At 40.1% G+C, this 14467-nt stretch carries 11 protein-coding genes; 9 read left to right on the top strand and 2 right to left on the bottom strand.

The window, feature by feature from the left end; all coding sequences use genetic code 11:
- The first annotated feature begins 109 nt into the window (after positions 1-109).
- Entirely contained in the window at positions 110-4180 is a 4071-nt protein-coding gene (locus ABE65_RS17840; RefSeq protein ID WP_231887821.1) for a S8 family serine peptidase, read from the top strand.
- A gap of 18 nt (positions 4181-4198) precedes the next feature.
- On the opposite strand, the gene ABE65_RS17835 is transcribed toward ABE65_RS17840, so the two are convergent.
- Positions 4199-5200, bottom strand: coding sequence for an NERD domain-containing protein (locus ABE65_RS17835; RefSeq protein WP_066397911.1), 1002 nt, complete (start codon positions 5198-5200; stop codon positions 4199-4201).
- Positions 5201-5636: 436 nt separating this feature from the next.
- Here ABE65_RS17835 and ABE65_RS17830 point away from each other — a divergent pair, with 436 nt between their 5' ends.
- The 7 genes from ABE65_RS17830 to ABE65_RS17800 all read left to right on the top strand — a co-directional run bounded on the left by ABE65_RS17830 (position 5637) and on the right by ABE65_RS17800 (position 13149).
- The gene (locus ABE65_RS17830) at positions 5637-6497 is read left to right on the top strand and encodes a YitT family protein (RefSeq protein WP_066400336.1); all 861 of its coding nucleotides are present in this window, start codon (positions 5637-5639) and stop codon (positions 6495-6497) included.
- Between the two features lie 455 nt (positions 6498-6952).
- The gene (ftsE, locus tag ABE65_RS17825; RefSeq protein WP_066397909.1) at positions 6953-7639 is read left to right on the top strand and encodes a cell division ATP-binding protein FtsE; all 687 of its coding nucleotides are present in this window, start codon (positions 6953-6955) and stop codon (positions 7637-7639) included.
- Positions 7629-8522, top strand: coding sequence for a permease-like cell division protein FtsX (gene ftsX, locus ABE65_RS17820; RefSeq protein ID WP_066397907.1), 894 nt, complete (start codon positions 7629-7631; stop codon positions 8520-8522). The genes ftsE and ftsX overlap by 11 nt, the downstream gene beginning before the upstream one ends.
- 69 nt (positions 8523-8591) lie before the next feature.
- Positions 8592-9809 carry a murein hydrolase activator EnvC family protein gene (locus ABE65_RS17815; RefSeq protein WP_066397902.1) on the top strand — a complete coding sequence of 406 codons (1218 nt, stop codon included), beginning with the start codon at positions 8592-8594 and terminating at the stop codon, positions 9807-9809.
- A gap of 134 nt (positions 9810-9943) precedes the next feature.
- The gene (locus ABE65_RS17810) at positions 9944-11404 is read left to right on the top strand and encodes a S41 family peptidase (protein WP_066397900.1); all 1461 of its coding nucleotides are present in this window, start codon (positions 9944-9946) and stop codon (positions 11402-11404) included.
- Between the two features lie 369 nt (positions 11405-11773).
- Positions 11774-11953, top strand: coding sequence for a DUF4083 family protein (locus ABE65_RS17805; protein ID WP_066397897.1), 180 nt, complete (start codon positions 11774-11776; stop codon positions 11951-11953).
- On the top strand, positions 11950-13149 hold the full coding sequence (locus ABE65_RS17800; protein WP_066397894.1) for a PDZ domain-containing protein: 1200 nt from the start codon (positions 11950-11952) through the stop codon (positions 13147-13149). The genes ABE65_RS17805 and ABE65_RS17800 overlap by 4 nt, the downstream gene beginning before the upstream one ends.
- A gap of 313 nt (positions 13150-13462) precedes the next feature.
- Here the strand turns inward: ABE65_RS17800 and ABE65_RS17795 are convergent, their stop codons facing one another.
- Complete coding sequence (locus ABE65_RS17795; RefSeq protein ID WP_066397891.1) at positions 13463-14002, bottom strand: hypothetical protein; 540 nt, start codon at positions 14000-14002, stop codon at positions 13463-13465.
- Between the two features lie 269 nt (positions 14003-14271).
- On the opposite strand from ABE65_RS17795, the gene ABE65_RS22465 reads away from it, so the two are divergent.
- Positions 14272-14376, top strand: a complete 105-nt coding sequence (locus ABE65_RS22465; protein WP_419471054.1) for a YxiF family protein — start codon at positions 14272-14274, stop codon at positions 14374-14376.
- Positions 14377-14467: the final 91 nt, after the last annotated feature.

Genomic DNA, 14467 nt, shown 5'->3' with positions numbered 1-14467 from the left:
GATCGCAGTTTGTTTTTCTAGAAAAATTTAACATCCAAGATATTCATTAATTAAACCGCTTCAATAGGTGATTAAAAATAATTTGAGAAACCACAAAGAAAGCAGGGAAATGATGAAAACGATATCTTTTATAAAAAAATCTACGGCCCTTACCCTAGCTGTGGGATTATTGCTATCTCCAAACACATCCATGTTTACGCCAAAAACAAGTGCTGCACCTTTTAAAGCTGAGGATATACTGACTTCGCTTACCGCTAAACAAAGAGAAGCTTTAAAACAGCTTGAACTTACAGATGTCTTCGGTCTTCAAGGCTTTAAGAAAGAAGATCTTCAGAGTGAAAAAGAAATCTCCGTAATCGTTCAATTTCAGTCAAAGCCCGGACAAGCTGCAGTATTAGATGCACAGTTGAAAGGCAAAAAGATCACACGACAGCAAGCAGACATCAAAGTAGATCAAGAACATGCTCAATTTAAGAAAGATGTGGAGAAGCTCATTCCTTCGGTCGGTCCTATGACCAAAAAATCAACACACAGAATTACTTCCACATACAAAACCGTATATAACGGTGTAGCGATGAAACTGCCTGCCAATCAGGTAGAAGCACTTTTACAATCAGAAGCGGTTAAGGCCGTCTATAAAGATGTAACGTTTAAAGTCGACCCGATCGCGATGGGAGAAGAGAAAGCCTTAAACAGCAACAGTGCTGGAACATCTGTAGAGAGCATTCCTTACTTGAAGATCGATCAGCTACATAATGAAGGAATCACTGGTGAAGGTGTTAAAGTTGGGATTCTAGACACAGGGATCGACTATAATCATCCAGACTTAAAAGAAGCGTATAAAGGTGGATATGATTTTGTAGATAACGATAACGATCCGATGGAAACGACGTATAAAAACTGGCAAGACTCTAAAAAGCCAGAGTTTAACGGCAACGCCTATTACACGTCGCATGGTACACATGTTGCTGGCACGATTGCTGGTCAAGGCAAAAACCCGAATGTATCTGTTCAAGGTGTGGCGCCAGATGCTGATATCTATGCGTATCGTGTGTTAGGTCCTTACGGGACGGGCTCTTCTGAAGGCATCATTTCGGGGATCGAGAAAGCTGTAAAAGACGGAATGGACGTAATCAACCTTTCGTTAGGTGCCGGTATCAACGATCCATATTATCCGACGAGTACAGCCATTAACTATGCGGTTCTTAATGACGTGACCGCTGTTGTCTCAGCTGGAAATTCAGGTCCGAACGCATACACACTTGGTTCACCTGGTGCTGCTGCATTAGCACTTACGATTGGAGCGAGCGACGTACCGATGACAGTCGCTTCTTTTACAGGGTCAGTGGGCAGTGAGAGTGGAATTCAACTAATAGGACTCGCACGGCATTACGCTGATCGATTGAACGAACTACAAGGTAAATCCTATGATCTTGTGGATTTGGGGTTAGGAAAGGCGGCCGATTACACAGGTAAAGATGTAAAAGGGAAGATCGCTCTTATCTCTCGTGGAGAGACTACACTGAACGAAAAAGTGACACTCGCTAAACAAAACGGTGCGGTTGCAGTACTTCTATATAACAACGTAGATGGAGTTATCGAAGCGAACCTAGGGGAGTCTACAACATTTATTCCATCATTCTCCTTAACAAAAGCAGCAGGTGAAAAGATTAAGACTCAGATCTCTGCAGGTAAATCCAGTTTTACGTTCGGAAAGTATGCTGAGGTTCAAACAGAAGGTGATCGCTTAGCGGCTTTCAGCTCAAGAGGCCCTGCAAGACAAACGTACGATATGAAACCAGAAGTTACAGCTCCTGGGGTTGCCGTTCTTTCTACGGTCCCATCCTATATGGTGAATCCAGCCCATCAAGAAAACTATGATTACGCGTACTCTCGATATTCAGGTACATCGATGGCCGCTCCGCATACAGCTGGTATCGCAGCTCTGATGCTCGATGCTGATCCTAACTTAGAGCCTGAGGATGTAAAAACGATTTTAATGAACACAGCTGATCCACTTAACGGAGATTATTCGGTGTTTGAAGTAGGGGCTGGACGTGTAGATCCTTATCAAGCGGTATACAGTGGGACAAGTTTTCAAGTAAACGATGAAACATTAATTCCTAGTTCTACGAATCTCGTAAAGATTAAAGAGCGTACAGGCGGCATTGCATATGGTAGTCATTATGCCGGTAAAAATTTCTCACTGAAAAAGTCCATTACAATTGAAAACCATGACAACGTAAAGAAAACGTTCAAAGTTGAAGTGAAAGAAACAAAAGGTTCACCAAGTCTGAAGGAAAATGGCATACAAATCAACATTCCAGAAGAAATTAAGATCGCTGGTGAAGATTTTAAAAAGGTGTCAGCGGGTATCGACATTCCGAAAAACGCAAAAGAAGGAATTTACGAAGGGTATATCACACTGACAAACAACGATAAGTTAGCTGAGCAATACCGCATTCCGTTCAGTGTTCGAATTACAGAAGAGGGTTATAACAAGTTAGAGCTTGCATCACCTGCTATTGCTCCAAACTATTTGAACCAAGGAGGATTCTTTGGGTATCGCGCTATCTATACAGGAATGGAATTTAACTTTAAAGCGCCGATGGAAAAGATGGAAGTGGTTCTCCAAGACGGAAAGACAGGCAAAGATCTAGGATATATCGGAACACTGAATTTAAGTGGACGTAATGAGAACCAATCGTATTACGTGTTAAACGCATTTAACGGCATGTACTACAAATTTACTGGTGATGAAACAGAGCCGATTGATTCTGTGGTCTCTTACGCACCAGCAGGTCACTATAAACTTAAATTCATTTCTACCACAGCTACTGGGAAACAAATTATTGAAAATCGCCATGTTTTCATTGATATTGAAGCACCAACATTTGAAAGCTCGCTGGACGGAGAATCACCGTTTTTAGAATACAAACCAGGTCAAGCAACCTATCCATTCGATATTAAAATTAACGATCCACTTGTAGACAAGATGAAAGAAGTTGGCCTAAATGTAGATCAATCTTCAAACAAGATGGTCTACTATTGGAACTCCGCTTTTCCGTCAACTGCAATATCAATGGACAAAGAAGGACAGTTCGTTGAAGAGATTGCGATGAATGAAAAAGTTCAGGCACTCAATTTCCGTATGGACGGGTTCGATATGGCTGGCAATCAAGCGATGCAGAAAAATTACTATTTTGTTAAAGAAGGTACAGCCGTTTCCTACACGAAGAGTACGAAAGCTGTTTTGAAAACGGGAGATACGGTAAAAGCAACCCTCTCGTTAGACAACTTAACGAATCTTACAAAAGCAGAATGGAATTTAAACAATAGCAGTTATGGAGCAGTCTCATTAGTAGATGCCAAATTAAGTGATTCCTTTAAAGACAAAGGCACTATTGATGTAAAAGATGGTATGATCACGGTTCAATTCAATGAAGGAAGCGGGGTTTTAGATCATGCTGACCTTGTTGACGTAACGCTAAAAGTAAGTGATGCGTATTACGCGACTCGAGCAGGCGTGCTACCGGTTGTAAAAGTAACGGATAACAATGCAACGACAACTACAGTCCTTCAAGCTCCTTTCGCTTGGTTAGTGAAGCCACAATTCTCTACAGCCAATGGTTACATCACACCACAAGGATTCAAGAACGATGAAGGAACCGTAACAGAAAAACGTGATTGGACAAAAGTAGGTGGTTCTGTTCAAATTATTGATGCAGACGGGAACGCACATAATCCATCTACACGCATAGCGGACAATGGCCAGTATAAATACGATAAGCTACCTTTACAAAAAGAAGCATTCACGGTCGAGATGAAAGTACCAGGACACTTTTTGACCAAAGGTAAAGTCTATATCGGATTTGAACACAAAGGAGAGTTATATGGTCAAAGCCGTTTTATTACCGCGCTCGATGTGAAAGCGGGAGACGTGAACCAAGATAACGTGATCGACATTTATGATGCGATTGAGATTCAAAACGCGTGGGGAACAGCGAAGCGCGATGCAGATATTAACTTCGACGGAAAGGTGGATGCAAAAGATATGAAACATGTAAAAACCAATTATCTCCTCCAAAATCAGCATGTGGATGATACACCGTCACCTAGAAAGAAATACAAAGGAAAAACACTAGAAACCATCTTAGTAGAACTAGGCATCCAGCAATAACTTAAATTGGAACAACCTTTAAGGAGAAGCGTCTTCCTTAGAGGTTGTTTTTTTAACGAGATTATCAAGATGGTAGATGCGGGACTTTCGGTTGCCTGTGAAGAGAAGGTTTAGGGACTTGAGCAGCTGATAAGATTGATTAGTTGATGTAAGATTCAAAAATTGTTTGCATGACTTATTAGAAATGGTAGATGAAATTAGCAAAGCGTAGTCTACTAATGCAGCTTCATGAGCCTTGTTATAGTTGTTTTTACAAGATGGGCAATACCATGTTCTCCTACGACGTTGTAACAGTTCTGTCTCACAACTAGGGCAAAACACACCAGTTAGTAAATGATTTGGATGGATTTGAAACTTGCTACAAACGTCTGGATTATCTGGAGTGTGTATTTTCATCAGGTTTTTACTAATCTTTTTACTATCTTTAGGTAAGATTATTTCTTTTCGGTGCTTATTGCTCAACTCTTCAAATTTGGCTACTAAACCAGAACTCTTGATTACTTTTAAGCGAGCTTCTTTGTAAGCAGGAGAAAATTCTGTTATGGCCTTTGGATTAGTCATTATTACAAGAGATTCGATTGGTACATGAAGGACTTTGAAATTATTTAAAATGGCCATCAAGTGATAGGATTGTCTTTTTACTTGTTCAACCGGATTATCGAAAGCTTCTTGATGATCGTTCAATGTGCGAATCAATGGGTCGTACGCACTTTTAAAATAGAGATGGCCTGCAATGTTCTTACTTTCAATGATGAGTAAGAAGTGCGGTGTAATAATAAGAGTGTCAATTTGAAAGTAGTAGTCTTCATGTGAAATTCTGAGGCCGTGAAGAAAAATAAGGTTATTTTGAGGAAGATACCGATAAAAATAGTCCAGTGACTGTTCACCGCGGTAACCAGATATATGTTTTCTTAAAACACGTTGTATTTCACCTTGTTTGGCATCATTTAAGAGTGCTCTTTTCAAAAGTGATTGTAACTTATGAATGATAATTGGTTGTGCGCGATGTTTTTTAATCAAAATTGATCACCTCATACACATTTTCTACATATTGAGGGCTTTTGAAGAGTAATGCAAAGCACTAAATGATGAAAATTGAAAGCACGGAACATTGATTTCACGGTAATCCTCTATATATTCACGGTAAATGCAATTATATTCACGTATATAAACAATAATTTCACGGATAAAATTTTTTATCCGAAGTTCGACAAACTACAACATATTACGACATACACACAAACCAAAATACTTACCAATTCAGATGTACATACTATCCACATCTAGCTACCACACAAGAATTTCGCCCAGGCAACACAATCAACCTCCACTTCACCCCATCACCGCGGCACTAAGGTCTCATTTACAAGGGCATACTGAGATTGGTATACTTTTTCTCGGTTTAAAGAAATTCCTTATGAAAGTTTGAGGGTTAAAGACAGCAATGATGATGGCTATGCGAAAACGACGGGGGATCTTGCACCCGACCGTTGAACTCATTTTAGAATATGTATATGTTGTGATTGGATCAGGACTAGTGGCACTCGCATTCTCGGTATTCCTATTGCCGAATCAGATCGCTTCTGGCGGTGTGAGCGGGATATCTACGATTTTATATGGACTCTTTCAATGGAAACCTTCTATTGTACAGTGGAGTTTAAACATTCCGCTCTTCTTTGCGGGATTATTTTTCCTCGGCCGACGATTCGGCGCAAAAACGCTCGTAGGAACAGTCGTGCTTCCTTTCTTCGTTTTTATTTTTGAAGGATGGGGATCAGCGACAGAAGATCCATTGCTTGGCGCGATTTTCGGTGGACTTGGCATCGGGGCTGGTCTTGGGATCGTGTTTCGTGGAAAAGCTTCTACAGGTGGCGTTGATCTACTTGCACAGATCGTCCACAAATATACGGGTGCGTCACTGGGATCCATCATCCTTCTTATAGACGGAACGATCGTAACGTCGTCTGCACTATTTTTTGGGATCGAACAAGCTCTATATGCACTGATTGCGATGTTCATTACGGCAAAAACAATTGATGTGGTCCAGATCGGACTAGGAACGACGAAGATGGCGTTGATCATTTCTGACAAAGAGGATGAGCTTCGTCAAGGAATTCTGACTCACATTTATCGAGGCGTTACGAAGATCAATGCGTTCGGTGGTTACACGCAAGATGAACGACCGATGTTGATGGTCGTAGTTGCTCAATATGAAGTTACAAAACTGAAACAATACGTAAAAGGTGTAGATCCAGACGCTTTCGTAATCGTTGTAAATGCGAACGAAGTATTGGGAGAAGGCTTTAAACGTGGATAATCTTTAAAAATCGCAACCAGTTGGGACTCGTCTCGACTGGTTTTCTTTTATTCACTAGTTCTTTTCACACATCGGTGCCCATTTTACTAGAAATTCACCGACAATCGTTTAAAAAACATCTGCAATACCAGGTCAAAAGACCCGAAATTCCGTAGCGATGGTCGGTTTTATAGGGCTCGTGTCGAAAAGTCTCCCTGCAGGTTTTTAATGATATATGAAGGATTACAGCGAATTGTGTCGTATTTTATGTTTTATGGAAATTAGAAAACATGACCATGGTCCCTTGTTTGAGGGAAGATGAAACACAACTGTAATAAAATTGTCAGTACGAGATGTTATAATAGTTATTGCGGAAAAAAACTGACATATATCGCGTTTTTGTCGAAAGACCTTTATATAGAACTTGTTGATTGATCAGGGAAATATTTTTTGGGGTAGTAAGGAAGTGATTTTGTTTGATAGAAATGGTTGATGTATGGAAAACGTATCCGAATGGTGTTATGGCACTTAACGGAATTGACGTCTACATAGAAAAAGGTGAATTTGTTTATGTAGTCGGACCAAGTGGAGCAGGTAAATCCACATTTATAAAATGTATGTATCGTGAAGAGAAACCGACACAAGGTTCAATTATCATTAATGGAACAAACCTTGCAAAAGTAAAAGAAAGACAGATTCCTAAAGTACGAAGAAAGATTGGGGTTATCTTTCAAGACTTTAAACTGTTGCCACGTTTAACGGTATATGAAAACGTTGCTTTTGCACTTGAAGTTATTGAAGAATCGCCAAAAGTAATCAGAGAGCGTGTTATGGAAGTTCTTGATCTTGTAAAACTAAAAAACAAAGCGCGCATGTTCCCAGACGAGCTATCAGGTGGAGAGCAGCAGCGTGTATCAATCGCACGTTCAATCGTAAACCACCCACCAGTTGTGATCGCAGATGAGCCGACAGGTAACCTTGACCCAGAAACAGCGTGGGAGATCATGGACATCTTTAAAGAGATCAACGCACGTGGGACAACCGTTGTTATGGCAACTCACAACAAAGAAATCGTAAATACGATCACAAAGCGCGTAATCGCTATCGAAGGCGGCCGAATTGTACGTGATGAGGCGAAGGGGGATTACGGCTATGAAGATTAGAACATTAAAGCGTCATTTTGTAGAAGCATTCAAGAGCATGGGAAGAAACGGCTGGATGTCCTTTGCGTCCATCTCTGCTGTAACGGTAACATTGCTATTAGTAAGTGTGTTCTTAGCAATCCTCTTGAACATTAACTATATTGCAAGTCAGATCGAAGACGATGTACAGATCAGAGCTTATATCGAACGAACGGAAAAGCCTGATAGATACGATGCTTATAAAGAAGAGCTTGAAAAGATTGGTAAGGTAAAAACGGTTGAGTATCAATCAAAAGAAGAAGGACTTGATGAACTGATTGAAAGTTTAGGAGATGAAGGAGAAGCCTTCTCGTCCCTTAAGAATGAAAATCCATTGCGAGATGCGTTCATCATCTATACAGACAAGCCTCAAGACACGGCTGCTGTAGCAAAAGAAGTTGAGAAATTTAAATTTGTAAACAAAGTTGAGTACGGAAAAGGGACCGTCGAGAAACTCTTTAAAGTGACAGATGTTGCCCGTAACGTTGGGATCGTCCTCGTATTAGGACTTGTATTCACAGCGATGTTCCTTATCTCAAATACTATAAAATTAACAATCGTAACACGAAGACGCGAGATTGAAATTATGAAACTCGTTGGTGCAACGAATGGATTTATCCGCTGGCCGTTCTTTATTGAAGGATTTGCATTAGGTGTCGCGGGTGCTGTACTTCCGATCGTTGTTATCACGGTAGGCTATCAAGCCATTTTTGATATCGTAAATCAAAAATTAGGAACAGTATTCATTGAGCTATTGCCAGTAACACCACTTATCCCGCAGCTAGCGCTGTTGATGATTCTGATCGGTGGAGTAATTGGCGTTTGGGGAAGCTTAACGTCTGTTCGTAAGTTCTTGAAAATTTAAGTAAAGATAGCAGAAATAAAGAGATCCAAGAAAAACGAAACAATTAATTGGGGTTAGGGAGGAAAACGAATGAAAAGGAAAGTGGTTGGTACAGTGCTTTCACTAAGTTTAGCACTGGGCGCCTTTACTATGTATCACTCTGAATCCGTCGTTCACGCGGAATCTTTATCAAGCATCAAGAAAAAACAACAAGAAAATGCAAAGAAAGCGAAAGAATCTCAAGCTAAGCTGGATAAGAACAAAAGCAGTCAGGAAGCGATTGAGGCTGAAGTAGCAAGAATCGATAAGCTTTCTTCTGAAACAGATCTTAAAGTACAAGCCAAACAAACAGATATTAAAGAAACAAAAGAAGAGATCGACGTGTTAAAAGGCGAGATTGCTGTTGTTCAAAAGCGAATCGATAAGCGCGATGCTCTACTAAAAGAACGAGTTAACTCTATGTATGAATCTGGCGGAGCTGTTTCTTACTTAGAAGTTGTTCTTGGTTCAAAAGATTTTGGTGATTTTCTTGACCGCGTTCTAGCATTGAACATGATTGCAGAACAAGATCGTCAGCTTTTAGAAGAACAAAAGAAAGATAAAGAGCTTCTAGAGAAAAAGATGGCAGATGTTGAGAAAAAATTAGTTAACTTACAAAACGCAATGAAAGAATTACAAGTGTTACAAAAGCAATTAAAAGCACAAATGGATGAGAAAACTCGTCTGATGGCTTCTCTTAAAAAAGAAGAAGACTCGTTGCATGCTGAAGCACACAAGATTGAAAACGAAGGTGCACTTCTAAAATCCCAAGAAGATGCGTTCCGTGCTGAACAAGCTCGTGCAGCTGCACGTGAAAAAGCAGCTCGTGAATCATCGTCTTCAGGTGGATCAGCTCCTTCAATGGGACCTGTTTCAGGTAACGGTATGATCATCAAACCAGCTGCTGGAAGAATTTCTTCTGGATTTGGTAACAGAAGCAGCGGTATGCATGAAGGAATCGACATCGCTCAAGGTGGAACGGTTCCGATCTATGCAGCTGCAGATGGAACAGTTATTCGTTCTGAGTACTCATCATCATACGGAAACGTTGTATACATCTCTCACTCAATCGGTGGGCAGCAATGGACAACGGTTTACGCTCACATGAGCAGCCGCGCTGTATCAGGCGGTTCTGTTTCTAAAGGGCAGTTCCTAGGCAACATGGGGAACACTGGACATTCATTTGGTCAGCATTTACACTTTGAACTTCACAAAGGACCTTGGAATGCAGGAAAAACAAATGCTGTAAATCCTGCGGCTTACTGGTAAAATAAACACATAAAGTAAACAAGCTATTCATATAGTGAAGTAGGAGACAGGCTGTTGCCTAAAGACTCTTACAATGGAAGGCATCGCACTTTGCAGGGTGTGATGCCTTTTCCTGCAAAAACGAGGTGAGCAGAATGAACGTAAATAAAAAAATGTTGGCCCTGCTGATTGTTCTTTCCTTGCTTGTTGGTGCCGGTGGCATGTATGGTTCGATGGCACTGTTTGGAAACGATTCGAAGTATGTTCAGAACGGTGAAGTAAACGATCTGCCGAAGACCGCAACGAAAGTCGACAACGACGAAGAGTTTGCGAAGCTTCAAAAGACATATGAGATCATCTCTTCTCGTTATGTAGAAGATGTTGATCGTGACAAACTCCTTGAAGGTGCCATTCAAGGAATGGTAAAAACGTTAAAAGATCCATATTCGGTTTATATGGATGAAGAGACGGCAAGTCAGTTTTCACAATCACTCGATTCTTCTTTTGAAGGAATTGGGGCAGAAGTAAGTATGGTTGATGGTAAAGTAACGATTGTCGCACCGTTTAAAGATTCACCTGCCGAAAAAGCAGGACTAAAGCCAAACGATCAAATCATTACGATCGACGGTAAAAGTGTTGAAGGACTTGATCTCTATAAAGCCGTATTAAAAATCCGCGGTGAAAAAGGATCTGTCGTAACACTTGGTGTAAAGCGTACCGGCGTAAATGATGTAATGCCAGTCAAAGTAACACGTGATGAGATTCCGATCGAGACTGTTTACTCGGATATTGAAGAAGTAAAAGGTAAGAAGATCGGTGTACTTGAAATCACATCTTTCTCAGAAAAAACTGGAGCTGATTTTAAGAAACAGTTGACTGAGTTAGAAAAAGAAAAGATTGATGGTCTTGTTATTGACGTTCGTGGTAATCCAGGAGGCTATCTAGAAGCAGTTGACAGCATTCTACGTCAGATTATTCCTGAGAAAAAGCCATTCGTTCAAATTGAAGACCGTAAAGGCAACAAAGAACGTTATGTTTCAACATTAAAAGAAAAGAAAGACTATCCGATCATCGGTTTGATCGACAAAGGTAGTGCGTCAGCGTCCGAAATTTTAGCTGCTGCTCTAAAAGAAGCAGGAAACTATGATTTAGTTGGTGAGAAGTCGTTCGGTAAAGGAACTGTTCAGCAATCGATTGATCTTGGTGATGGATCGAACATCAAGCTTACATTGTTTAAGTGGCTGACACCTGATGGAAACTGGATTCACAAAAAAGGGGTAAAGCCTACTTTTGAAGTGAAGCAGCCAGACTACTTCTACACAAACCCTATTACGGTTGAGAAGAAAGCATTAGAGTTTGATATGAACAATGAGCAAGTGAAGAACGCTCAAGTGATGTTGAACGGTTTAGGGTTCCAAACGGGTAGAGAAGATGGCTATTTTGATGAAAAGACGCAAGCTGCGGTAACCGCGTTCCAGCGTGCGAACAACTTGCCAGCAACAGGGAAAGTCGATACGAAGACAGCTGGTAAGATGGAGTCAAAAGTGATCGATTCAATCCGTGATGACAAGAACGATGTTCAGCGTAAAACGGCGATTGAATTGCTTGCAAAATAAGGGATTATGGCAGGAAAAAACAACTGAAACACGAATACTATCCGTAGAGGAAATTATTCTCTACGGGTATTTTTTTTGGTGAAGCTTCGGTGTATTAAAAGCCTCTTGTGAGAGGTTGATTTACGCTCCAGGTTGCTCGCTTTCCGCGGGGCAGGCGGTGAGCCCCTTGCCACTTCGTGCCCTTAAGGGTCTCACCTGACCGCTTGTCCTAGCCGAGAGTCTCGCACCTTGCGCTCCAACCAACTATTCAGGGAAGTCTTAACAAAAACAAATAAAATCTTTGAAGAATTTCCATGGTGGTTTTAAAAAATTGAAAATCAAACGATTAGAAAGATAAAATCCTTTGTCAGGTTTAAAGGGGTAGTCAAAATGCAGTCATTGAATGTTGGAGATCTAATGTATCAACTTGCTATGTTTATTGTGCTAATTGCCATCATCGTTGGAGTGGGGTTATTAGTGAGGCGAGCTGTGAGTACTGATAGAAGATTGAAACGTATCGAAGAAAAAGTGGATGAATTGAAAGATGAGAAAGGAAGAGACCGCACATGACAGACACCTTCGTGAAAGAATTACTTCAGGGCATGCTGCTGCTTTTTTTACACCCGCTTTTTTATGGTTTTATTCTCGTTGCTTTTTTAATTGGACTAAAACGTGTTAAACGAGAGAGAAAAGAATTTAAAGTGCGCGTGCATCCTGTTATTGATAATTTAATATTTTCATTGCTACCAGGCATTCTGATCGGACTTATTGGTTCGGTTATCTTTGTTACAGCAGGAATCACATTGCCGCTTGGGATGATTGCCTTAATTGGGGTCGTTTATCTTGCTTTAGGCTTAACATTTAAAACAAGGTTTATGAATCCTGCTTATGCTGTAAGTTTATCGGCAGTAGTCGGGCTTTTGCTTCCAAAATTTCAACTTGGCATTTCTTTTGTAGACCGATGGATTGTGGATGTCCAGAAAACGCCGCTAGATTCATTAGCGGTCATTATTGGTGTTCTTTTGATACAAGAAGGAATTTTGGTTATCTGGAAAGGGGCAGATCGCACTTCACCTCGACTGTTTAAAGGAAAACGAGGTCATTATATCGGGGCACATGAAGCGACAAGATTTTGGATCGTTCCTCAGTTTTTAGTATTACCAGTAGGGTCAATTCCTGTCGTAGACTGGTGGCCTCTTTTCCCGATGGGTGCGGTAGGTTTCTCATTCTTCCTCGTACCTTTTGCCATTGGATATCGCCAGCTGGTTACACATACATTGCCAGAAGAAGCGATTAAACACCTGGGAAGACAAGTCTTGCTTTTAGGATTTATCGTAACAGGCATTGCAGCAGTCGGCCATTTTTATAATTTACCGCTATTAATTGCAATAGCCATCGCAGCTGGTCTTGCAGGGCGCGAACTCATCACACTCGTAACAAGTCAACGCGATGATACGAGACCATCTCATTTTGTACCAAGAGATCAGGGAGTTATGATTCTTTCAGTCGTTCCAGGAACACCTGCTGCAAAGATGGGATTAAAGATTGGCGAAGTTATTGTAAAAGTAAACGGAGTTACACTTTCACAAGAAACAAGTTTGTACCGAGCCCTTCAAATCAACGCTGCATACTGCAAACTTGAAGTTCTTAACCTGAATGGTGAGATTCGATTCGTTCAAGGATCACTCTATCAAAATGAGCACCATCAACTAGGTGTACTTCTCGTCCATGATGTAGTGGATCGTAATGCTGCTGTGGGTAATTGATTGTCATTTTTCATAATTAACCGGAATCTGTTCAAAATTCCCCGGAATCATTTTTCATAATTTATCGGAATCGCATAATTGTTGTAAAAAGGCTCAATTAACGTGAGTCTTTTTTTATTTCTGTTATTCAACAAACGGGCCAGATTGTGGAATAAGGAGTACTTTTAATATAAGCTTTATAGTGTAATTTTAAATTTAAATACGGTTAGCGGCTTTTCTTTTCGGAGGGAAAGGATAATGATAAAAACAGTAACAAAATAGCACACTAAATCGCATAAAAAAGAGCATTGAATTGACCATCAATGCTCTTTGACTATTCTTTAATTCTGATTATAGGGTCTTGGTCGTGAAAGGCGATACATAAAGCCATTGAACTTTCATTGGAGAGTGATTTATAAGCTCTTACGAATGCTATAACCGTCCTCGTCACTAAGTACATTGTTGAGCCAATTGCTGCGTCATTTCCATCAAATCCATCTAATTCATAAATGTTGCTAAACTGTTCTAAACTTGGACCTTCAAAATCCTCGGTCCAATCACTAGCCCAGTCATCATCTTCGTCTTCTAATTTGCTATATTCCTCACAGATAAAAAATGCACTGTCCCAGTTATTATCTATATCATATTCAAAGTAAATTGCTCTTGCTGTTTGTTCTTGTGCGATTTTTAAAGACTGTTTTAGTCCAGTTTTCAGTTCATTTACATATTCATTTAAATCTACTTGCTTAATCGTTTTTGCTCTCTCTTTTCCAGCTAGTTCGGAACAAATATTAAAATATTTCTCTTCAATTTCTTCCATAATTTTTTCTTTTAAATCTACTTGCAGTTCTTCTAAATGCTCAAAAATGTCCATAGCTTCGCCTCCATGTTTTATCTTAGATAGATTATATCTCTATCTTAAAACCTTGTCAGCAATCCCTAGCCTACTAGCTGGAGTTACTTAATGAACTGGAACAGAAACTTGAATAGCTTAGTCAATTTATTAGTTCAAGGAGCTCTTTTTGAAGAGGATTTTAAATTGGAAAGAAAAAACTGACCTAGATGTGAGACCAACCAAAATTAATTTGGGAAGTAGTTATATCGTGATATATTATTTAAGATGTTGGGGAAAAATTTGATTTTATTATTGTCGAACCTAAATTAGAATGTGGTATTTGTATTGAAATACTGGAATACCATGATACCCTTACTATTTGGGGCTTATGTAACAACGGGTGCGTTGGTTGAGGTTCCAGCTACCAGGTAGCTTTTCTTTTTAATGAGTACCTTGATACATTACTTACATATTATTAGGAACTATACAACAGGAGAGAAACAT

This window comes from Fictibacillus phosphorivorans (genome assembly GCF_001629705.1).
GTDB classification, from domain to species: Bacteria; Bacillota; Bacilli; order Bacillales; family Fictibacillaceae; genus Fictibacillus; species Fictibacillus phosphorivorans_A.
Note: the sequence above shows the minus strand (reverse complement) of the source record. Positions and strands in the feature narration are given on the sequence as shown.